Here is a 21,718-nt window from a genome sequence, read left to right as displayed (position 1 = left end):
TAATGGAAAATTTTTTATTTTGCTCACACTTCTTTTCTATAGACCCAAAATATATGCTAAAGTAGGAGAACCAGAAAAAAGTCATTCTAGTTCACCTATACAGAGTCGCACCTTATAGGTTAGCACAGGCATGGCTTCTTTGGCGCAAATAAATCTATTGAGGTTATCTCTCATGAACTTACCTGATCGTATGCTTGGGCTAATGTCAGATGGTTGCTGGTATTCTACAGAGGAGCTAGTAGAAAAAATCAGCCACCGATTTTCTGCAACTATGCACGTTTTGGCAAAACGTGGTTATCAATTTGAAAAAAGACGTACTCATGGTCAAAAGTATGAGTATAGATTAGTCATCGAGTCAAAAGCGATCACTTAACAGGAATTTCTAACATATTGGGGGTAGTTTCTCCTACACCCATTTTCTAAAAATAGTAGCTAGTGAGGTCAAAAACTATGTTTCCAGGAATTAGCGGATTTTCAGCCCGAAATATTTGGAGAATGAGAGATTTTTATTTAGCTTATCACTCCAAAGAAAAACTGACACCATTGGTGGCAGAAATTGGCTGCACTCATAATATAGTCATTTTAGAAAAGTGTAAAAATGACTTAAAACGTCAGTTTTATATGAGAATGACTCGCAAGTTTGGCTGGACAAAAAATGTTTTAATCCATCGGATTGAGAATAGAACTTATGCAAAATAGTATTCCCACAATTGCAGAACTTCAAGAATTATCTTCACAGATTCCTGAGAGAATACCTTACTTAAAAATGTTAGTTTTATTTGGTTCTATAGCAAATGGTAATACCAAAGCCGATAGTGACTGGGATTTTGCGGTTTTATGTGATGAAGAAAAATATAACTTATACATTGAAGATCATCCATTAGCTTTATTTGCAATACCTGGAATTTTGGGAGAGATATTTAAAATCAATTCTGATAAAATTGATATTGTCAAACTTAATTATTCTTCCAAATTAATAGCCCATTTTGTAGCTCGTGATGGAAAGGTATTATATGAAGAATCAGCAGATGAATTTGAAAAATTTAAACAAAGGGTATTATTGAGTAATACAGAAATTACAATGATTAGAAAAAACCAATTGGCAACCATTGAAAATTTTTTACAAAGGTGGGAAGTATGACAAATACATCAATATCCTATTTATGTTAGACAAACTAACTCTTATTGAATTAGATTGGAAGAATAAAATGATTAACCAGAAATCATAATATTTTTTACGGAGTGATTTATGAAAATAAAACTACTGTCTACATGGTCTAAATATTCCCAAACATCAGTTAATAATATCCAACTTAATAATATCCAACTTGTTACCCATCAACAAGAAGTTTGGGATGCAATCAAAAATTATCAAGTTGTATTTGACACTGCTTTAACTGGTGACGGTAAAACTTTAGCTGCTTTGCTTCCAGCGTTTTTTGATACACAAAGAGCATTAGGAAAAGGTTTATTTAACTATCCTACAAATGAGCTTATTCGTGATCAAGGAAAACAAATAGGAAAATGGAAAAATAAATTTAATCTTGAGTTACAAGTGGGTGAACTCACAGGATCTAAATTAGCTTCATATATGAGTGAAGAAGGTTTTAACAAACTAGAAACACTACGAAATGTAGCTGATGATAATAATATAGTTGTCACAAATCCTGATATTTTTACCTTAATTCATCGCTTACATTACGATAGTAGAGGTGGTAACAAAGCTCGTTTAGCTGAAACTTGGTTTAATCAATATCGCTACATAGTGTTTGATGAATTTCATATTTTTCATGCTCCACAAATTGCTAATGTATTGGATGGTATTGCTTTTAATAGAGCAAGTTTAGGAGAGCGTTTTGCAGCAAAATTTCTCTTTCTGTCTGCTACACCAGATAATTTTTTATTAAAAGTTCTTGATAAAGCAGGTATTACTACTAAAATTATTCAAGGTGAATATGAACATGGGTTAGAAAAAAGTCAAACTCATCGGAGAATTTTACATGAAGTAGATTTAGATTTAGTTACATCTGAGCAAAGTAATGGAGGAATTGAAAATTGGGTAGTTGAGAATTTAGAATATATCAAACAATTTTTCTCTCAATATCCTAATTCTAAAGGACTGATCATTACTAATAGTGTATTTGCTGCTAAACGGATCGTCAAAACTTTAGAAAATGCCAACTTAGGTTTAAGTATAGGCGAGAATACAGGACTAACTGGTGCAAAAGTTAGAGAAGATGCAATGAGTAAACAATTAATTATTGCAACTTCTACAGTTGATGTTGGTGTAGATTTTGAGATCAATTTTCTGGTTTATGAATCTTTAGATGCAGGTACGTTTATTCAGCGTTTAGGAAGATTAGGAAGACATGATGGGTTTCCAACTTACCAAGCAATAGCTTTAGTTCCAGATTGGGTAAAGGATAAATTTTCTGAAATTTATGGTAATGAAACTGAAGTAGACAGAGAAAGTTTTTTCCAAAATGTTAAAGAAAAAGTCTACCAAAAGCCTCAAGAATTTCAGCGATATTTAAGCCGTTGGGGTTGTGTTCTTTCTACAATTAGGTTTTGTTTGCTGAGTAAACAAAAGGATCAATATCAAACTTTGATTGAACGTTATTGTCAAGAAGCTAACCGAATTGTGGGTAAAACTCCTTATCGGGATAGATTAAATGAACTGAAAGAACATAGAGTAATTACTCAGGATTTGTCAACTTTTCGCGGTGGAGGACAATTAGATATATGGATTTATGACCCAGATACAAACGCAGTGAAAAGTATGAGTTTAATACGTTTACTTGCAGGAACAGATTTTGAACTTATATCAGAGGAGGAAGCAAAAGAAATAAGTGAGAGATTCAATGAACCATTTTATAAAAATAATTTGGGAATATATGTAAAGATCACACAATATTTAAGTAGCTATGAACCTGTAGCACTAATTTTTACAGACAAATTAGATAGGTTACAACTCAACATAGCACAAGCAAGAAAAGGGTTTTTTATACAGTGTCGTCATCGAGCAATTAAAAAGATAAATGAAAAACTTGAATATGTATCAATTACAACTTGTGTTGCTGACCCTGGTAAATATGATATCAAAACATTGCGCCGACGTTATAGATTACCTGCTTTATTTGAGCTACATAAAGTAGTTGATTCTAGTAATCAAGAATATGCTGTAGCTTTTGGTTTAGATGCACTGCTTTTAGATAGTCTTCTTTATTGGCAAAAAACTAATGAAACATTCTTTGCAGGAGATTGAAAAATGATAGATAATTTCGATTGGTTAACACCTGATAATAATTATGAAAAACCAGAAAAAGAACCTCCTTTAGTAGTTTTAGCATTAGAAACTTTAAATAATGCTGAGGATCAAGTTTTGCGAGATTGGATAAAAAAGGTATTTCCCAATATTCTGGATTATTTCAGTCTTAAACCAGCTAAGGGAATGAGTCCAGAAGCGGCTAAGGACTTAGCTGTTAATGTTAACCCAGATAAGAAAGAAAAGATCATCACTAAATTAGTTGACTATCCAGATCAAAGTTTAGCTATACATCTTTTAAATGCTGCTGTTGGTGGTTGGACTCTAGTTAAATTAGCTAATTTAGAGGAACTGCAACAACGGTTATATTTAGCTGCTGTGACTCTGCACGATCTCAATAAAATTGTACTCAAGGAATTGGGTAATTTGCGGATGGACGGTAAAGAATGGGATAAATACCACCATTATTTTAATATTTGGGCGGAAAGTTTGGGACTGTGGAAATTTATTAGCAATGAATATTGGCAAGATATCGCTTTTCTTGGTCAAAATGCTGAAGATGCAAGAGGAGCAAATTTGACTCTTGCTAATTTTCCAGATATAAAATTATCTCCTGAAGATTTAATAGGGTTAGCTGAATTTGTCCGTTTTGCTGACTTATTAGCTTCTATGGCTCATCATCCAGATAGTTTATATCAAGAAAAGATTCGGGCAATTGTACGACGTAGATTAAAAGATAAATATGTTATTCGCCATCATCGTACAATAGAAAATAGGGGATTATTAACTCAAACTATTCACAATGCAGTATTAGATAAAGCCAGGGAAATTGGATGGATAGCTTTTTTATTTTTCCCTGATGGAATTACATACTTTGCACCAAAGGATAGTGAAAAACTAGATTTATCTAATCTAGCCGAAATAGTGCGATCACAAATCCTAAAAACTGCTGAAAAAGGATTGAATCGTTTAATTTATCGTCAACCAAAAGGTATTATCAGTTGCAAACCAGACATGAAAGAAGTAGCTGATGTTGAACGTGCTTCAGAAACTCTCATTAAGCAACTTTTTAATATACTTGGTGATAAACGAAACCCTGTAACTGGTGAAAGAAGAGAAAAAATTAGGTCTATTCCTGAATTAGCAGATTTAGATTGGAATTATCCAGCAAATTTACAAGTTGATAGATTAGCAGAAGGAGTTAGAGGGTTAGTAGATATCCTCAAAGAATACTATGGAGTAACTGAAGATCAGTCCATCCAAAGTTTACTTAATGCTTTGGATATGAACGAGTATTTAGAAACTTTAAAACGTATTCCGGCTCTTGGTGGTGTACCTCATGGGTGGTATTTTTTAGCTGGTCATTATATGAGGAAACATGGCAGCTTAAATGATGCTCAACTTGAAGATAAAATGTTAAAAGCTATCCACCAAGTTATTACAGAACGGGGTAAACCAGAAGGTATAACAGCTTTTGCTTTTCTTGATAGTTACATTGCTCAAGTTTTGGATATTAGTGACAGTGATAAAAAACATGATTTTGAAAAAGAGTTGAATCGTTATCACCGAAACAAAGCCAATCGTAAACGTGAACCAATATGTGCTGTTTGTAATAGTGCGTTTGATGTACGAGAGGAATTTTCTAGTTACACTAACAAACGAGTTACAAGCCTTTCTAAAGAGTCTTTACGTGGAATTTGTACAGTTTGCCAAGCAGAAAAACTACTGCGTAGTTATTCTTTAAACCGGGGTTTAGAAGCGGATGATGATATTATTTACCTGCATCTTTATCCAGATTACTATTTCACACCAGAAACCGCTATTATTATGAACCGAGCTTATAAAAGCTTTGCTCAAAATGTCTTTTCTGATTTAGATAAAGAGTTAGCAAAACATAACTATGACCCTAGCTGCATTCACCGTGTAGATGTTTTTAGAGTAGGTGCTGATTCTAAAGAAAATGAGAAACGGCGAGTTGAAAAAGTGGAATATCCAGAAGGACAAATGCACGGCTATTATCTTTTAGGAGTTCCCGCATTATTTAAAAAACCAACTGATACCGAAGTATGGCATATACCAGCATTACTAACATTAATTGCACCTTTAACCTTTGGAGTTAAAGTCGTTGCTAGTCGTTCAACTCTTCCACCATACGACTCAGGAGCAGATTTTAAAGAAACAGCAATTTTGGATGGTGTACATACTTACTGGCAACACAGCATCAAAAAATCTAGTTTCCGTTTAGATGAATTTATTACTGCTATTCCTGCGGCTTTTTCTGTGTATGCTTTAACATCCCAAGCATATCGTAGTAAAAATTTTCCTGTTTGGAATGCTTTAAATAATGTTTCTCAATCTTTGGATACTAGCCCTTTGTATGTATTTCACTATGCAGATCGCATACTCGAAAATATCAAAAAGGAGGAACGCAAGAAAAAAGCAACTCAGCTTAGTGAACCAGCAATTATTGTTGCAAAAAAATTGCTGAATTATTACCAACTTTTGATTAATTATTATCAAGGTGATGACCCCATGAACATGATTCGAGAGTTAGTTGATAAATATACTCGTTTTTATCGAGCATCAGGTAAAAATTCCTCTGCATATACAAGGCTTCGACCTTTAAATATAGCAGCAAAAGTCATCTTAGAAAGTCAACCAAATACTGCTGAAGATGACCTGCAATTAATGATAGAGGGTTACTTATTTTCTCTGGTAGATGGTGTACTCAATAACAACAACGAAGGTTACATACCCTCCGAAGTAGTGAAGGATAAAAGCCAGCGTGAAACTGTCATTCAAGACTTTTCTAAATACTTTGTTAAAGAGGTATTTCAGAACTATTGTAGGGCAGAGCGATCGCTTCTCAGACAAAATATCAATCTGATTCGTCATGCGTCTGAGGCTTGGTATATCAAACAGTACATTAAGAAACCTGAAGAAAAAACACAAACATCAGACAATAAGGAGTCAAATTAATGTTTGAACAGTACAAAAAGCATTTTCAAGAATCTATTACTCGCATTCCTGGGGCTAAATATGCTCACTTTATAGTTCTCAGAGAAACAAATTCTTATGCAGTATTTAAAACTGATGGAGAACTCAATGTAGCCAGAGTTAGAGCAGGACTTAATGATTCACAAGCAATTAGTCGTTTAGTGCTTTTCAAACGCAAGCAAACCACTCCTGAACGTTTAACAGGACGTGAATTATTGCGGCGTTATGAAATCTACCACCAGATCAAAAGCCAACATAAAAAAGACTGCGCTTACAATGAAAATCCTTGTGGAGTATGTCCTGACTGTGTTATTTACGGTTATGCAGTGGGTAAAGGAGGTGCAGATAATTCTGGTTCTGAGAAATCCAAAGTTTTTATAGATTCAGCTTATGCTGTTCCTAAATATGAAGAATCTCACGGAACTTTTACCTTGAATGCACCCTATGAAGATGGGACAATGACACAAGGAACAGAAACCACTAATCGTTTCAGTGAACAAGATCATGTGTTACCAGAAATTCCTTTTCCCAGTGTAGTTACATTACGTGATCCAACACCAAATACATTTTTGTATCTGCTGAATAATTTGCAACGTACCAAACGTTATGGCGCTCAAACTACACGAACTGGACAAGTCAGAAATACAGTTGTAGCAATAATCTTTGCTGATGGTGAAATTTTCAGCAATTTACGATTAACTCAAAAAATTTATGACCTTATCGGAGATGTTTTACCTCCTTATGACACCAATGTTATCACATCAGCTACAGAACAAGCTGTTAATGAATTAATTCAAAAAGACGGAGTTTTTTATGAATTAATTTCAAAAGAAGCACTTGTATCTCTTCAAAATGAAGCTCAATATATTCTTGGTAATGAAGATAATTTCAAACAATGGATGAACTCATTAACACAAGATACTCTAAATTATGCGAAAGCCGCAGGTATTTTGAAAGAAGAAAAAGCGGAAAATACTAATACCAGGGGTAAAAAGAAAGATAAAAAGAATACCTCTGAAGAGGAGGAAACATAATGTATGCAAATTTATCGTCTTCTCCTTACCTTACAAGACCCTTTGTATTTTGCTACTCGTGAATTAGGTAGGCTTTACGTAACCGAACGATATTTACATAATTATGCTCTGACTTACGCTCTTGGTTTAGCAAAAAGCAGCTATTACGACGCAGAACATATACCTCATTACGAAAGAGATTTAGAACCTCTTAATCATCAAGGTATTTATATTACACCTGCGCGTCCTTTAGGATCTGCTTATGTTACCCACACTTATAAATGGGCTAACCTTAATTATCACGTCAAAATGGAGCAAATTAGTAAGAATATTCCAACTTATGGGCGTATTCGTGAATTAGCACCAGAAAGTGAATTTGAGTTTTTTCTAATTGCTCAAAAAGACATCAAATTACCTAAATGGATTCGTTTAGGTAAATGGATGAGTAAAGCAGAAATTACGGTTGAGAAATTACCACAACCAAAAACTAAAACTGATTTATTTACCTGTACTCATCCTTTAAATCCATTGGATGTCATGTTTACTAATCGAGTAATTAGCTATGATGTGGTAAATATGCCGCCAGTAAGCCTGATCCAAAATGTGCAAATGCAAGGAGAATATTACTATTTTGATGATGTCAAAAATGTAAAACTTCCCCAACAAATGCAATATAGATTTAAGGCTTAAATTCTCATCATTTTCACACTTACAAATCCTGTGGGGTGGGCATCTTGCCCGCCTTTAACTTAAAATTTTCAACCATCAATAATATGCCCCATAGTCTCATCCTCAACATCATCCCCCAATCTCCAATTTACCCCAATTTCCTCACCGGGAGACATTACCACGCCTTATTTCTTAACCTGGTCAGTTCTGTTGATAGAAAATTAGGAGACTACTTACACGAATCCAACGCCGATAAAGCCTTTACTCTCTCACCATTGCAGGTACAAAACAAACATAAAACCCAATCTTATACTTTGCAATATATCCATCAAAACCCTATTCCTGCTGGTAGTTCTTGTTGGTGGCGTATTTCTTTATTAAATGACAATTTATTTAGTCAACTCACCCCTTTATGGTTAAATATCAACCCGGAAAAACCTTGGCACTTAGGTTCAGCCAACCTATATATTACTAGCATTCAAGGTACACCCCAATCTAATCAACCTTGGGCTAATGCTTGTAATTATTATCAACTTTATCAACAAGCAAGTGAAACAGAACGCAATCTTAATTTCATCTTTTCTACACCTGTAGCTTTTCGTCAAGGTGCATTTGATAATGTTTTACCAACACGGGAATCTGTATTCAATAGTCTACTAAATCGCTGGCATAAATATAGCGGTATTGAATTAACCAATATTTCTTTTGAATCAGTTTATCCTAGTGCTTTTAATATCAAAACTGAGGTGATTAGCAACTATGAAAATAAATTTATTGGTTGTTTAGGTGAAATCAGTTATCGCATTCTTGGCAATGTAGAAACAACAGCAATTAAACAAATTAACACCTTGGCTGATTTTGCTTTATATGCGGGAATCGGACGTAAAACAACAATGGGAATGGGCATGGTGAGGAGAAGGTGACAGGGGACAGGGGAGAGGTGACAGGTGACAGTTAAGAAGTAAAAAGAGAAAAGAGAAAAGGAGTTATTTATGAAGATTGAATCACATCGAGATTTAATTGTGTGGCAAAAATCAATGGATATGGTAATGAATATCTATCAATTAGCCGCTGGATTTCCAAATACAGAAATTTATCGTCTTACTTCACAAATTACCCGTGCCGCTGCATCTGTTCCAGCCAATATTGCCGAAGGTCATGGACGAGGAATAACTAAAAACGATTTTGCACATTTTTTATCTATAGCTAAGGGTTCATTAATGGAAACAGAAACTTTTTTAATGCTTGCAGTTAGGTTAAATTATCTAACTTCAGAACAGGCAAATCCTACATTATCCCTGATACTAGAAATTAGTAAAATGCTCACTTCTCTTCGTTCAAAAATCTTAAATACACCATAACTAACTTTCTTCCCACTATCAACTTTTACCACTTTTAATTAATTATGTTTCAAAACGAACTAACTAACTCTCTTCCTACTGTCACCTGTAACCTGTCACCTGTCACCTCTGATGATGATTACGTTAATATCGCCTCTTTAAATCAATATTCCTATTGTCCTCACCGTTGCTGGTTGATTCATTGTGCGGGGGAATTTATTGATAATCAATATACTATTGAAGGTACAAGTTTACATGAACGAGTTCACACAGTTGGAGAACAAAATCGTGAGGAAACTTGGCAGATACGCGCTATTTATCTGAAATCAGAGCAATATCAACTTATCGGTAAATCTGATTTAATTGAATTTGAAAATGGCGAATTTTACCCTATTGAATATAAACGCGGACGTAAAGGAGAATGGGATAATGATGAATTGCAAGTTTGCGCTCAGGCTTTGTGTTTGGAGGAAATGACAGGCAAAAATATCAATACTGGCTATATCTATTATGCTCAAACTCATCAGCGCAAATTAGTAGAAATTACCCCGGAATTACGAAGTATTACCATTGCGACTATTGAGGCTATCCAAACCTTACTGTTTACAGGTGCTATGCCAAAAGCTATCAAAACAAAACGCTGTGATGGTTGTAGTCTTTATTCTCGATGTTTGCCCCAAGTTGCTGATAAAGTGGGGCGTTATCAAGAAGCAAATTGAGAAATTTATACTTGATGCAAAAACCTTTCTAAAACTCCTTTTACTGTTACCTGTCTACTGTCACCTATCTACTGTCAACTATTTTGAGGATTTAATCATGGGTACTCTTTACATCACACAAGATGATGCTTTTATTGGTAAAGTTGATGAAAGAATTAATGTCAAATTTGATAAAAAGATCATCATAGATGTACCATTTATTAAATTAGATGGTGTCGTTGTTTTAGGTCGTTCTACTATTTCTCCTGCTGTTGTTTCTGAGTTGATGATTCGTCATATTCCTCTATCTTTTATTGATGAAAGAGGTCATTATTTAGGACAGTTACAACCGGAAATGTCTGGTAATATTTTTGTCAGAAAGGCTCAATGGCAAGCTGCTGGAAATACCCCTCAATCTATTCATGTTGTCCAGGGTTTTGTCAGGGGTAAATTAAAAAATTATCGGCAACTTTTGGTACGTCGTCAACGAGAATCTAATCATCTTGATTTGTCTGCTGATATTACTCGTTTAGAAAATATCATTGCTGCTATTAATAAAACAGAAAGTATTGATTCTTTACGAGGTTTAGAAGGTGCTGGTAGTGCGATTTATTTCGGTTGTTTTAATCAGTTAATTCTTAATCCTAATTTTGAATTTACTAAGCGTGTTCGTCGTCCACCTACTGATCCAGTAAATTCTTTGTTGAGTTTTGGTTATTCTTTGTTACGTCATGATATCCAATCTGCTGTGAATATTGTCGGGTTTGATCCTTTTTTGGGATATCTACATTTTGATCGTTATAATCGTCCTTCTTTGTCATTAGATATAATGGAGGAATTTAGACCTTTGGTGGTTGATTCTTTGGTTTTGACTTTGTTGAATAAACAACTTTTAAAACCAGATGATTTTATTCGTGAGCCCTTGAGTAATGCTGTTTCTCTTACTGCTGAAGGTAGAAAAATTTTCCTCACTAATTATGAAAAGAAAAAACAATCAGATTTTAAACATCCAGTTATGGGTAAAAAATGTACTTATCGAGAATCTTTTGAGTTACAAGCTAGGTTATTAGCTAAGTATTTAATGGGAACGACTGATAAGTATCCTCCTTTATTCTTGAAGTAAGAAGGAAGGACTTTTTTACCAATTTCCTATTACCAATTAGCAATTACCAATTTATGAATGTTGTGGTTTCTTATGATATTTCTGAGGATAAACGACGAACTAAAATTCACAATATCCTCAAGTCCTATGGGCAATGGGTACAGTATAGTATTTTTGAATGTGAGTTAACTGATACTCAATATGCTAAACTGCGATCGCGTCTTAATAAACTCATTAAACCTGATACCGATAGCATCCGTTTTTATTTCCTTTGTGCTTGCTGTCATGGTAAAATAGAGAGAATTGGTGGTGAACAACCCCGCGATCATACTGTTTTCTTTGCTTAATGCGCGAATGGGTGGGTGTAAAAAATTTAGATGGACAAAAAATGGCTGAAATCTTTTCTACATCAGCTTTTGATATGTTTTATCTCTGTTACCCATCCGCGCACCTTACACAGCAGGAGTTTCAGCTATTTTACCCCTTGACACTTTTTTTGAATTGGATTATGATAAGAACATCCGCGCAACTGAACCTTGAAAACCAAATATATATAGGCTTTCAGCATTCCGCCATTGCAATTTAACTTACTCCCTATTAGGGATTGAAACAATAATTCCCTGCCGATCGCTCTTCAGGAGAAATTGCAATTTAACTTACTCCCTATTAGGGATTGAAACCGCTGTTTGGTGGCGGCCTCCACCTTATCAAGCCGGAAATTGCAATTTAACTTACTCCCTATTAGGGATTGAAACAGATAAGCTTTAGCTTTTAGCAAAATGGCAGCTAATATTGCAATTTAACTTACTCCCTATTAGGGATTGAAACTCTTGTTTGTTACCCTTGATCACCGAAGAAATCGGATTGCAATTTAACTTACTCCCTATTAGGGATTGAAACTTTTTCAAGAATCAAGCCGATAATGACATAGCGACATTGCAATTTAACTTACTCCCTATTAGGGATTGAAACCCCGCAGATTAAAACCATGCCCTGAAAAATAAATCATTGCAATTTAACTTACTCCCTATTAGGGATTGAAACTTTATTAGCCAAGGGTTTGATGCTAATCATTGATTATTGCAATTTAACTTACTCCCTATTAGGGATTGAAACTTCAGCGTAGCTGCAATAATTGGGATAAAGCCAGATTGCAATTTAACTTACTCCCTATTAGGGATTGAAACGGCGGCGCTTTTGAAGCCTCCTTAGATAAATCTTTATTGCAATTTAACTTACTCCCTATTAGGGATTGAAACGTTTCAAAAGCTGAAGGAGAAAGGCTTACAAAAGCATTGCAATTTAACTTACTCCCTATTAGGGATTGAAACTTCTAAAATCAGAAAAAAGATTGAAACACCAAAAATTGCAATTTAACTTACTCCCTATTAGGGATTGAAACCTCGCTGAAGCCTCTTCCCTGTGATGCTGCCGAAATTGCAATTTAACTTACTCCCTATTAGGGATTGAAACCATAATTCAAGATAGTTGTCTAGTATCTTTAATAGATTGCAATTTAACTTACTCCCTATTAGGGATTGAAACGAAACAGGAATATCCGAAGACGGATATCTCATGGAACATCAAATTGCAATTTAACTTACTCCCTATTAGGGATTGAAACAGCTTAAAAGTATTTTTGGCTTCTATTGTAAGCTTTTGCGCATTGCAATTTAACTTACTCCCTATTAGGGATTGAAACTCTTTTGCCACCCGCTTGCGCTCACATTCTTCTTTTATTGCAATTTAACTTACTCCCTATTAGGGATTGAAACAGACAAAGATGGTAAAGACGCGATTGCATCAGCATTGCAATTTAACTTACTCCCTATTAGGGATTGAAACACGACCTTGACCCGCAAGCTATTGAAAAGGCAATTGCAATTTAACTTACTCCCTATTAGGGATTGAAACATCTAATTTTTGATCCAAAAGCCTAACAGGAATAATTGCAATTTAACTTACTCCCTATTAGGGATTGAAACATGACAGAAATTGATCCAAAAATGATGATTGAAAATTGCAATTTAACTTACTCCCTATTAGGGATTGAAACAGCAATCAAAATAATACAATCAATAATATTAACAATTGCAATTTAACTTACTCCCTATTAGGGATTGAAACGCCCAACCCCGGCGGACAAACTGAATTTTTGAAATTGCAATTTAACTTACTCCCTATTAGGGATTGAAACAGATGATACCCCGTGATATCTGTTCATTGCCGTTAGATTGCAATTTAACTTACTCCCTATTAGGGATTGAAACCTTTGGCTATGACATAGGGGGAAGTTGGGCAGGGATTGCAATTTAACTTACTCCCTATTAGGGATTGAAACGTATCTGTATTAGGCAGCGCGAAAGGTTTCACTACATTGCAATTTAACTTACTCCCTATTAGGGATTGAAACAAGGCAGCACGCCGCAGACATGACAATTCCTGATTTGGTTGAAATTTCACTTAATCCCTATTAGGGATTGAAACTTAGAAAGAATCGGGATCAAAAGGATCAGGATCAGGATCGTTGAAATTTCACTTAATCCCTATTAGGGATTGAAACTTGTTCACCGAGCTAACAAAATTTCTCCTTCCCGAAGTTGAAATTTCACTTAATCCCTATTAGGGATTGAAACTTGGTGTACTCGGACGCTCATGGATATTTCCCCAGGAGTTGTTGAAATTTCACTTAATCCCTATTAGGGATTGAAACTACTTCTACCTATTGCTTTTTGAGCGATCGCAAGTTGAAATTTCACTTAATCCCTATTAGGGATTGAAACTTTATAAAAGCAAACTTGAGAGTATTCGAGAAATTATCGCAATTTAACTTAATACCCTCTTTTTTATTTTTTTAATCTTAATTAATTCTGAAACTCCTGGTTGATAATCAATTGAGAGTGTTAATTAGCATAACATTATTGGCAGCTATCCAGTTTATTTATGTTATTTTACCATAACTACTCTAGGAGAGCCATTTTTTCGATTCTTTTAGAATATATCCTAGTCGGATTGTTAATGATAATTAGGATGATTATTGTCCTAGAATATGCTCATTAAAAATTCAGCAGATTTTACTCCTAACTCCTGTTGAGAACTTGCAAAGAAATGTTTTGAGAAACTGTTTTAAAATCTAAAGTATACATAAATATCTCTGCTAAAGGATTTCTAACCTGCGTAGGCAGGTTTTGTCTGTGTAGATGCGATTTTTATCGCCGATTTTAGCTTTTAAAACAGGCTTTTATTGACTCCTAGCTTGCGGATCATAATATCAGTATTCATTAATTTATCCCAAAAACGAAAATAAAGACCATAATTACAATTAAACTTATGATGATGAAGAGTATGGTGGGTTGGTGTAATCCAATTTTTACCCCAAAAACCACTCATCCAAGAACGGGGATAAACCTCATAACCAGTATGATTGACAACACCAAATATGGTCATTAAGGTTAATAATAAAAGCACCATACTAATGTGAATGGGAATAATAAAAACTAGGATAGGAATAATAATGGCTTGAATAACACTCTCAACAGGATCAAAAGAAAAAGATGTCCAGGGTGTAGGATTAATAGATTCGTGATGTATTTGATGATAACGACGATATATACTGGGAATGTGTAACCAGCGGTGAGTCCAGTAAAAATAAGTATCGTGAAGAAATAAATAAATAAACAAACTCAAAGGTAAATATATTAAACTATATTCCAGAGGATTAAAATAAACTTTTGTATTTCCTGACACAATCAGAGTCATCATTAAAGCACTGGGTACGGAAAAAATCAGACAGGATAAAAGTGACCATTTAATTTCGCTGTTGATTTTACTTTTACGTCCGTCCAAATCATGAAGACGACGACTCTCCCAAGACTTTGGACGACGAACCCAAAGCAACCAATAGAGAAACGAGGACACAACTAGGTATCGTATTGAAAGCACAAAAAACATGAACAAAATCGAGATAGCAAATTGTGTCAAGTTAGGAAGCATAGGGCTAGGATGTAAAATGATGGCTAAGACATAATATAATATACATCCCCCTCAACCCAAGAGTTAAGGGGGTTATGGGGTAAGATGATTACAAAAACCAACCGTAGGAGTGTAAACCTTTACCCAAAAGATTTACACCCAGGTAACAAATCCAAACCACGACAAAACCAGCAGCGGCTAAAATTGCCGGTTTTCTACCTTGCCAACCGCGAGTGATTCTAGAATGCAGATAGGCCGCGAAAACTAACCAAGTAATTAGCGCCCAAGTTTCCTTGGGGTCCCAACTCCAGTAAGAACCCCAGGCTTCATTAGCCCAAACCCCACCAGCAATAATACCGATAGTCAATAGGGGAAATCCTAAGCCAATAATGCGGTAACTAATATTATCCAGGGTTTCAGCTAAATTCAGGCGTTGAGGTGAAAGATTTTCAGTAGTTTTACTGGAAGTAGTTGTAACTAAATCTAAAACTGCTGTGCCATTTCCGTTATTATTGCTTTCCATGCGTGAAAAGCCATTAGTTTCCGCAGTGTTTGTAGATGTAATTAACTCTAACTCATCTGCTTTGATTAATTTATAACCATTACTGCGATAACCGCCATTACCAACAGAACTACCTTGTAATTGGATATTTTTTCCGCCAGTGACAATTAAAAAAGCGATCGCTAACAATGCCCCTACCATTAAAGCAGAATAGCTTAACATCATAACACTAACGTGCATCATCAGCCAATTAGATTTCAAAGCCGGGACTAAAGGCTCTGAAACCTGCATATTTGCTGGTAGAGTCAGAGTAGCAAAAGCCGTAATTCCCATAGCTACTGGTGCGGTGACAACACCAACCAAGCGACTACGACTACTATTTTCAGCAATTAGATGTACAGCGGTAATTCCCCAAGTCAGGAAAAATAGAGACTCATAGAGATTACTAAGGGGAAAATAGCCAGCTTCTATCCATCTAGCCCCCAACAAAGTAGCCATACACAAATTAGCAATGGCCATTCCAGCCGTCCCCAAAGCCGCTGTCAGCGATAAACTCGGAAAAGCCGCCCCCACCCAGTACACCAACATTGTACAGAATAAGACAGCAAAAGAGGCGTTATCTAGCCAGTTCTGGAGTACAACCAGATTCATAAACAATTCTCTCCAGTGGATACTTGAAAAATCAATTGCGCTTACCTTGATCCTATCTGGTTTTGGGAATTAGTAATTGACAAAATTAACCTTCCAAATTCATCTGACCTAAGTATTTAGTCAAAAAAGGCGAAAAAACCTCATAAATCAAAGTTAGCGGTTTTCCATGATGCCAAAATAAATAATGACGACCCCAGAAAGGTCCTTTTTCCTGAAAACCTGTCTCTAACGCTTCTGAGTTACCATAATAAATACCTTGTACATCTCTATACAATTCAGTCCGTAACCGCGCTAAACTTGCCCAAATGGGTAAAGACTTGTTTTGTAAATATTCATCTACATGACTTGCTTCCCACCAAGAAGCAGCATAATATAAACGTTGACCAGAAGCAGTTCGCACCCACACCTGTCTTCTAATTCTTGGACCTGGTAGCATTTGCATCATAGCAGGTGCTTGATCTGCACTCATGCCAATGGGTGACATATCAATCACATCTACCTCCGTTGGTTCACCCGTCAACAGTTGTACGTGCCGAGTCGGAGAACCATCACCTAAAAGCAGTAATTGCCACGCTGGGGCTAACTGGGTGTGAGGTAAACCTTGTTTAACAACTTCCTCCCCACCAGTCCAAATAGGAGTTAGACAATACCAAGGGTTAGGAAGGATTAAGTTATGTATCGGATTAAAAGTAGTAGTCAATTTTCTTTACAAAAGTTCATCTATCTATATACTATAGCTATCTAATTTGATTTATCCACACTTCTAATTCCTCTTCGCGCCTCCGCGCCTCTGCGTGAGACAAAAAACCCTTGATTTACCGGAAAATTGCCGTAAAACTTGGAAACCAACTCCTAATATCATTTCTCTGACATTAAGAGTAGGTAAATTGTAAGTTAAAAATGCGGATGGCGAGACTCGAACTCGCAAGGGCTAGGCCCACACGCACCTCAAGCGTGCGCGTATACCAATTCCGCCACATCCGCAGGATTTCAACACAGATTAGACTATAACATAAAAAATGCTCAAATACAATATTTTCCCAAAATTTTGCAAATATTTTTTGAATGGGTATGAGACTGACAGAAATATGGTGACAGCAAAGGTGATATTAAAAGGTCTAGTCAAGAAAGAGGCCACATTATCCAATAGTCTGCTAAGAATTATGTTTCGGGATCTCTCGTCACGATTTATAATGCAATAGCTTTATGTCAACAGGATGGGAGAAAATGTGAATCTACTGGTACTGATATCCTAACTAGAAAATGAAATTTGACAAAATATTAATTGCCAATCGAGGAGAAATCGCCCTTCGCATTCTCCGGGCTTGTGAAGAAATGGGAATTGCTACAGTTGCGGTTCATTCCACTGTTGACACAAACGCCCTCCACGTCCAACTTGCAGACGAAGCCGTTTGTATTGGTGAACCTGCCAGCAGTAAAAGTTATTTGAATATTCCCAATATTATTGCGGCTGCATTAACGCGTAACACCAGTGCTATTCATCCCGGATATGGTTTTTTATCGGAAAATGCCAAATTTGCAGAAATTTGTGCGGATCATCATATTGCCTTTATTGGTCCTAGTCCCGAAGCTATTCGACTAATGGGGGATAAGTCTACCGCTAAAGAAACTATGCAAAAAGCTGGTGTACCTACAGTTCCCGGTAGTGAAGGGTTAGTGGAATCAGAAGCGGAAGGACTAGCGATCGCCAAAAAAATTGGTTATCCTGTAATGATTAAAGCCACCGCTGGTGGTGGTGGTAGAGGAATGCGGCTTGTCCGCTCTGAAGATGAATTTGTTAGACTATTCCAAGCTGCTCAAGGGGAAGCAGGAGCAGCCTTTGGTAATTCAGGCGTTTATATAGAAAAATTTATTGAACGTCCTCGTCACATTGAATTTCAGATATTAGCAGATAACTACGGTAACGTCATCCATTTAGGAGAAAGGGATTGTTCAATTCAGCGTCGCAACCAAAAACTCCTAGAAGAAGCCCCCAGTCCGGCTCTTGACCCCGACTTACGCCAAAAAATGGGAAAAGCCGCCGTCAAAGCCGCCCAATTTATCCACTACACTGGTGCCGGAACTATCGAGTTTCTCCTGGATAAATTCGGTAAATTCTATTTCATGGAAATGAACACCCGGATACAAGTTGAGCATCCAGTTACAGAGATGATTACTGGTATAGACTTAGTAGTAGAACAAATTCGCATTGCTCAAGGGGAAAGACTCAAACTGACACAAAAAGACGTAGTTTTAAGGGGACATTCCATAGAATGTCGTATTAACGCCGAAGATCCAGATCGTGATTTTCGCCCAGCCCCTGGTAAAATTAGTGGTTATCTTCCCCCTGGAGGACCTGGTGTACGCATAGATTCTCATGTATACACAGATTATCAAATTCCGCCTTATTACGACTCTCTGATTGGTAAATTAATTGTCTGGGGACCAGATAGATCCACCGCTATTACCCGTATGAGACGAGCATTGCGAGAATGTGCCATTACTGGAGTCCCTACAACTATTCCCTTTCACCAAAAAATTATGGAAAACTCCCAATTTTTACAAGGTAATATTTACACCAGCTTTGTTCAGGACATGAAAATGCAGTAATTAACTCAAGTTGCTAGTTATCTAGTTGAGACTGGTAATAGGTCATGGGTAATGGGTAATTGGTAATTGGTAATTGGTGATAAAATCCCTGTTTTCATCCTGTTTATCCTTTAACCTTGGACATTCTGATTCTAACACTGTGTCTAACTACCAACTTACGTTAATTATTGACATACCCGTCTTAGAAGGACGGGGCTTGTATGCGATTTTTTTCGGTCAGTGGTCAGTGCTTAGTTGCAAAAGAATATTTCTTTACCCATTACCTATTACCTATTACCTATTACCTATTACCTATTACCTATTACCTATTACCCATTACCCATTACCCTGTACCCTGTTCCCTATTACCTATATAACATGGTCAGTAACCCCTGCTGACCTAGTAGAATTTCCCTGATAAAACTAAAAATACCCACCCAAATAATCGGGGTAATATCTACACCACCAATAGGTTGAATAAACTTCCGCAACGGGATTAAAAAGGGTTCGGTAGGCCAAGCGATTAGACTAAAAGGCAGACGATTGAGATGGACTTGGGGATACCATGTTAGAATAATGCGGAAAATAAATAAAAACGTCATTACTCCTAAAAATGGACCAAGAACCCAAGCAGTCAAGTTAACACCAGTCATGTTGTTTAGCTACTATCTGTGATAAAATCCAAAACTTGGGCGCAAGCTGAAAAACTTTAAGCTTTGTAACGGATTCTTGCTTTAATTTTAGCCATAAGGTGTCATTTTCTTGTAAGAATACAAAAACAAAGTTATTGACTTGGGATCATCAATCAAGTAGATACTAAGTTAGATAAATAATCTCAGTCCACTTTTCAAGAAAGTGATCCAAGATTAAAATAAGAATAAACTGTGTAAAAAAGGTCGAAAACTATGACACCCTCTTTAGCAAATTTTCTTTGGAGCCTGGTTTGGGGTACTGCAATTGTCGTTATCCCTGCTACTGTTGGTTTAATTTTCATTAGCCAAAAAGATAAAATCCAACGTTTTTAATCCCTGGGGACTGGAGACTGGAGACTGGGGAAGAATTATCTCCTTTCTCCCAGACTCCTGAATTATTGCATAATATTGTGACTAGTTAAAGTAGTGATGGGCTGTTGAGCATTTAACTTAGGATAAGTAGAAGGTCTAACTCTTGTAAACTGAGTATCCTTGTTCGCACAAGTATCTAAATTAACTGGAATCTTGCTGACTAACTGGAACTCGTTAACATAGATTTAATTTTAGGAAAATAGTCATGATTAATTTTGGGCTAAACTCAGCCAGTGTTTTGGCTCAGGTAAATTTTGGAGCGAACTCAGCCAGTATTCTAGGAATTTTCTTGGCTGTAGCTGGAGCAGCGCTGTACTTCCTGCGTTCTGTTCGTCCTGAACTGTCAAGAGATCAAGATATCTTTTTTGCAGCAGTTGGTTTATTATGTGGTTTTATTCTCGTTTTCCAAGGATGGCGACTTGACCCGATTTTACAATTTGGTCAACTGCTTTTGGTAGGTTCTACGGTATTTTTTGCGGTCGAAAGTATTCGTCTACGTAGTATAGCTACACAACAAGCAAAACGTAATACTCCCATTGTAGATGATGAGCGGGAAGTCAGTAGAAAATACTCTTACTCAGAGCGACGAAATTATCAAGCGGAAATGGATGCTGATTTAGAACCCTTACCCTATGAAGAAGAGGAAGCTCCTCCACGTCCAAGAATTCGCGGTAGTCGAGATGAACGTTCTAGCCGTGATGACTATTATGATGAAGCACCATCACGCAGTTCACAAAGCCCACGGAATAGGGAAAAACCAGATTCAGGCGAAAAAAAGCGTCGTCCTAATTCCGGGCGTTCTGTTAGCCCTTCTAGCCAGGGTTATGAAGATGAAAATTGGGGTTCTGCTCCCAAAAAAGTTGATGATTGGGAAAGTTCCAACTCCCAAGATGAGTTAAGAAAACCACCACGTCGCAATAATAGCAGTAATAATCGTCCCCAAGGTCCACAAAGTCGTGAAGATGATGTTACTCCCACTCCTAGACCAAGAAAACGTCGTCCACCTAGAGATTCCGTTCCCTCTAGAAGACAAGATGATGATGAGGCTATCCCAACTGAATATGTACCATACAATCCCATTAATAAGCCCAGTAATGAACCGGATAATTCCGATTTGGATGACGATATTTAATTTAATTAATTTAAAATTAAAATATTGGCAATATTTGGGGTGGAAGTCGGAAAAACACGAATGTGAAAACATTTACATCTAGTTCCTGGCTCCAAAAATCAATTTATTGGAGCCTAATTTTAGGAACTACAAATTTACTAGTATCTTGTAATGCTGCTGATATCCCTATGGGAGTGACCTCCCTCAATAGTCGCTATACTGAGGAACAACCTGCTATCAGTGGAAATGGACGTTTTTTGGCTTTGATCTCCAATCGTTCTCGTTATCAGCAGTTGTTGGTATATGATTTAGAAAATCAAACTTTTATTCCCACACCGGGGTTAAATCGAGAATCAGTAATTGCGGAAAGTCCTAGTCTCAGTTATACGGGTCGCTACATTTGTTATCTCACCAGTGATCAGGGTAGACCAGTAGTTGCACTTTATGATCGTGCTTCCCAACAGTCACAAATTCTCACTCCTACTTTTCGTGGTTGGGTGAGAAATCCTAGTATTAGTCCTGACGGCCGTTATGTTGTGTTTGAATCTTCTACTCGTGGACAATGGGATATTGAGGTTCTTGATAGGGGTCCGACTATTGAGTTAGATATTCCTAATGGTACAAATGTTTCAATCAAAAATTAAAATTAAACAGGACTTACGCAAGCAAGTGTCACAAAAAATTATTATATCATTTGTTTGTAGTCAGGGCTTTAGCCCTGATCTGATTTTTTTAAGGTCTCCAG

Annotated in this window: 19 protein-coding genes, 1 tRNA gene, 1 pseudogene and 1 CRISPR repeat array; of the genes and pseudogenes, 16 read left to right on the top strand and 5 right to left on the bottom strand. The window is 36.4% G+C overall.

Annotated features, from left to right (window positions below; genetic code table 11):
- The first annotated feature begins 202 nt into the window (after positions 1–202).
- From ACIR131C_RS0118450 to cas2, 12 genes and pseudogenes are all read left to right on the top strand, one after another.
- Positions 203–373 carry a hypothetical protein gene (locus ACIR131C_RS0118450; protein WP_231395497.1) on the top strand — a complete coding sequence of 57 codons (171 nt, stop codon included), beginning with the start codon at positions 203–205 and terminating at the stop codon, positions 371–373.
- Positions 374–453: 80 nt separating this feature from the next.
- Positions 454–696 (top strand): annotated as a pseudogene (locus ACIR131C_RS0118445) (DUF1016 N-terminal domain-containing protein); the annotation flags it as partial.
- On the top strand, positions 689–1,141 hold the full coding sequence (gene mntA / locus ACIR131C_RS0118440; RefSeq protein WP_028091381.1) for a type VII toxin-antitoxin system MntA family adenylyltransferase antitoxin: 453 nt from the start codon (positions 689–691) through the stop codon (positions 1,139–1,141). The pseudogene ACIR131C_RS0118445 and the gene mntA, both read left to right, overlap by 8 nt.
- A 108-nt stretch (positions 1,142–1,249) precedes the next feature.
- A complete protein-coding gene (gene cas3, locus ACIR131C_RS0118435) occupies positions 1,250–3,265 on the top strand; it encodes a type I-D CRISPR-associated helicase Cas3' (protein ID WP_028091380.1) in 2,016 nt (671 codons plus the stop codon).
- 3 nt (positions 3,266–3,268) lie between these two features.
- Entirely contained in the window at positions 3,269–6,244 is a 2,976-nt protein-coding gene (cas10d, locus tag ACIR131C_RS0118430; protein ID WP_028091379.1) for a type I-D CRISPR-associated protein Cas10d/Csc3, read from the top strand.
- On the top strand, positions 6,244–7,296 hold the full coding sequence (cas7d, locus tag ACIR131C_RS0118425; protein WP_028091378.1) for a type I-D CRISPR-associated protein Cas7/Csc2: 1,053 nt from the start codon (positions 6,244–6,246) through the stop codon (positions 7,294–7,296). Before cas10d ends, cas7d begins: the two co-directional genes overlap by 1 nt.
- A gap of 3 nt (positions 7,297–7,299) precedes the next feature.
- Entirely contained in the window at positions 7,300–7,965 is a 666-nt protein-coding gene (gene cas5d / locus ACIR131C_RS0118420) for a type I-D CRISPR-associated protein Cas5/Csc1 (protein ID WP_028091377.1), read from the top strand.
- A gap of 83 nt (positions 7,966–8,048) precedes the next feature.
- Positions 8,049–8,867, top strand: coding sequence for a CRISPR-associated endoribonuclease Cas6 (gene cas6, locus ACIR131C_RS0118415; protein WP_028091376.1), 819 nt, complete (start codon positions 8,049–8,051; stop codon positions 8,865–8,867).
- A gap of 69 nt (positions 8,868–8,936) precedes the next feature.
- The gene (locus tag ACIR131C_RS0118410; RefSeq protein ID WP_028091375.1) at positions 8,937–9,305 is read left to right on the top strand and encodes a four helix bundle protein; all 369 of its coding nucleotides are present in this window, start codon (positions 8,937–8,939) and stop codon (positions 9,303–9,305) included.
- A 44-nt stretch (positions 9,306–9,349) separates the two neighbouring features.
- A complete protein-coding gene (cas4, locus tag ACIR131C_RS0118405) occupies positions 9,350–10,003 on the top strand; it encodes a CRISPR-associated protein Cas4 (protein ID WP_028091374.1) in 654 nt (217 codons plus the stop codon).
- A gap of 97 nt (positions 10,004–10,100) precedes the next feature.
- The gene (gene cas1d, locus ACIR131C_RS0118400; protein ID WP_028091373.1) at positions 10,101–11,105 is read left to right on the top strand and encodes a type I-D CRISPR-associated endonuclease Cas1d; all 1,005 of its coding nucleotides are present in this window, start codon (positions 10,101–10,103) and stop codon (positions 11,103–11,105) included.
- A 53-nt stretch (positions 11,106–11,158) separates the two neighbouring features.
- Positions 11,159–11,431, top strand: a complete 273-nt coding sequence (gene cas2 / locus ACIR131C_RS0118395; protein ID WP_028091372.1) for a CRISPR-associated endonuclease Cas2 — start codon at positions 11,159–11,161, stop codon at positions 11,429–11,431.
- Positions 11,432–11,658: 227 nt separating this feature from the next.
- A CRISPR array of direct repeats spans positions 11,659–13,867; the repeat unit is 37 nt; unit sequence ATTGCAATTTAACTTACTCCCTATTAGGGATTGAAAC.
- Positions 13,868–14,312: 445 nt separating this feature from the next.
- On the opposite strand, the gene ACIR131C_RS0118385 is transcribed toward cas2, so the two are convergent.
- The 4 genes from ACIR131C_RS0118385 to ACIR131C_RS0118370 all read right to left on the bottom strand — a co-directional run bounded on the left by ACIR131C_RS0118385 (position 14,313) and on the right by ACIR131C_RS0118370 (position 17,193).
- Entirely contained in the window at positions 14,313–15,002 is a 690-nt protein-coding gene (locus ACIR131C_RS0118385; RefSeq protein ID WP_231395496.1) for a sterol desaturase family protein, read from the bottom strand.
- Positions 15,003–15,165: 163 nt separating this feature from the next.
- The gene (ccsB, locus tag ACIR131C_RS0118380) at positions 15,166–16,209 is read right to left on the bottom strand and encodes a c-type cytochrome biogenesis protein CcsB (RefSeq protein WP_028091369.1); all 1,044 of its coding nucleotides are present in this window, start codon (positions 16,207–16,209) and stop codon (positions 15,166–15,168) included.
- Positions 16,210–16,294: 85 nt separating this feature from the next.
- Entirely contained in the window at positions 16,295–16,909 is a 615-nt protein-coding gene (locus tag ACIR131C_RS0118375) for a chorismate lyase (RefSeq protein WP_028091368.1), read from the bottom strand.
- Positions 16,910–17,110: 201 nt separating this feature from the next.
- Positions 17,111–17,193 (bottom strand) — tRNA-Leu (locus tag ACIR131C_RS0118370).
- Between the two features lie 279 nt (positions 17,194–17,472).
- Between ACIR131C_RS0118370 and accC the strand changes: the two genes are divergently transcribed.
- Positions 17,473–18,819: an acetyl-CoA carboxylase biotin carboxylase subunit gene (accC, locus tag ACIR131C_RS0118360; protein WP_028091366.1), complete on the top strand. Its 1,347-nt coding sequence runs from the start codon at positions 17,473–17,475 to the stop codon at positions 18,817–18,819.
- Positions 18,820–19,163: 344 nt separating this feature from the next.
- Here the strand turns inward: accC and ACIR131C_RS0118355 are convergent, their stop codons facing one another.
- The gene (locus tag ACIR131C_RS0118355; protein ID WP_028091365.1) at positions 19,164–19,451 is read right to left on the bottom strand and encodes a YggT family protein; all 288 of its coding nucleotides are present in this window, start codon (positions 19,449–19,451) and stop codon (positions 19,164–19,166) included.
- 252 nt (positions 19,452–19,703) lie between these two features.
- On the opposite strand from ACIR131C_RS0118355, the gene psbX reads away from it, so the two are divergent.
- The 3 genes from psbX (at position 19,704) to ACIR131C_RS0118340 (ending at position 21,617) form a co-directional block, all read left to right on the top strand.
- Positions 19,704–19,823 (top strand): photosystem II reaction center X protein, encoded by a 120-nt coding sequence (psbX, locus tag ACIR131C_RS0118350; protein ID WP_028083398.1) that lies wholly within the window; start codon positions 19,704–19,706, stop codon positions 19,821–19,823.
- Between the two features lie 244 nt (positions 19,824–20,067).
- Positions 20,068–20,994 (top strand): Ycf66 family protein, encoded by a 927-nt coding sequence (locus tag ACIR131C_RS0118345; RefSeq protein ID WP_028091364.1) that lies wholly within the window; start codon positions 20,068–20,070, stop codon positions 20,992–20,994.
- Between the two features lie 62 nt (positions 20,995–21,056).
- Positions 21,057–21,617, top strand: coding sequence for a TolB family protein (locus tag ACIR131C_RS0118340; RefSeq protein ID WP_028091363.1), 561 nt, complete (start codon positions 21,057–21,059; stop codon positions 21,615–21,617).
- Positions 21,618–21,718 lie beyond the last annotated feature (101 nt).

It is taken from the genome of Dolichospermum circinale AWQC131C (assembly GCF_000426905.1).
Classification (GTDB): Bacteria; Cyanobacteriota; Cyanobacteriia; order Cyanobacteriales; family Nostocaceae; genus Dolichospermum; species Dolichospermum circinale.
This window is presented reverse-complemented; position numbering and strand designations above follow the sequence as displayed.

What these genes read in the sequence shown, in the direction of transcription:
- ACIR131C_RS0118345 (WP_028091364.1), top strand. Translation starts at nt 20,068, where the DNA reads ATGATTAATTTTGGGCTAAACTCAGCCAGTGTTTTGGCTCAGGTAAAT.
- cas7d (WP_028091378.1), top strand. Translation starts at nt 6,244, where the DNA reads ATGTTTGAACAGTACAAAAAGCATTTTCAAGAATCTATTACTCGCATT.
- cas3 (WP_028091380.1), top strand. Translation starts at nt 1,250, where the DNA reads ATGAAAATAAAACTACTGTCTACATGGTCTAAATATTCCCAAACATCA.
- mntA (WP_028091381.1), top strand. Translation starts at nt 689, where the DNA reads ATGCAAAATAGTATTCCCACAATTGCAGAACTTCAAGAATTATCTTCA.
- psbX (WP_028083398.1), top strand. Translation starts at nt 19,704, where the DNA reads ATGACACCCTCTTTAGCAAATTTTCTTTGGAGCCTGGTTTGGGGTACT.
- accC (WP_028091366.1), top strand. Translation starts at nt 17,473, where the DNA reads ATGAAATTTGACAAAATATTAATTGCCAATCGAGGAGAAATCGCCCTT.
- cas4 (WP_028091374.1), top strand. Translation starts at nt 9,350, where the DNA reads ATGTTTCAAAACGAACTAACTAACTCTCTTCCTACTGTCACCTGTAAC.
- cas2 (WP_028091372.1), top strand. Translation starts at nt 11,159, where the DNA reads ATGAATGTTGTGGTTTCTTATGATATTTCTGAGGATAAACGACGAACT.
- ACIR131C_RS0118355 (WP_028091365.1), bottom strand. Translation starts at nt 19,451, where the DNA reads ATGACTGGTGTTAACTTGACTGCTTGGGTTCTTGGTCCATTTTTAGGA.
- ACIR131C_RS0118410 (WP_028091375.1), top strand. Translation starts at nt 8,937, where the DNA reads ATGAAGATTGAATCACATCGAGATTTAATTGTGTGGCAAAAATCAATG.
- ACIR131C_RS0118450 (WP_231395497.1), top strand. Translation starts at nt 203, where the DNA reads ATGTCAGATGGTTGCTGGTATTCTACAGAGGAGCTAGTAGAAAAAATC.
- cas5d (WP_028091377.1), top strand. Translation starts at nt 7,300, where the DNA reads ATGCAAATTTATCGTCTTCTCCTTACCTTACAAGACCCTTTGTATTTT.
- ccsB (WP_028091369.1), bottom strand. Translation starts at nt 16,209, where the DNA reads ATGAATCTGGTTGTACTCCAGAACTGGCTAGATAACGCCTCTTTTGCT.
- cas1d (WP_028091373.1), top strand. Translation starts at nt 10,101, where the DNA reads ATGGGTACTCTTTACATCACACAAGATGATGCTTTTATTGGTAAAGTT.
- cas10d (WP_028091379.1), top strand. Translation starts at nt 3,269, where the DNA reads ATGATAGATAATTTCGATTGGTTAACACCTGATAATAATTATGAAAAA.
- cas6 (WP_028091376.1), top strand. Translation starts at nt 8,049, where the DNA reads ATGCCCCATAGTCTCATCCTCAACATCATCCCCCAATCTCCAATTTAC.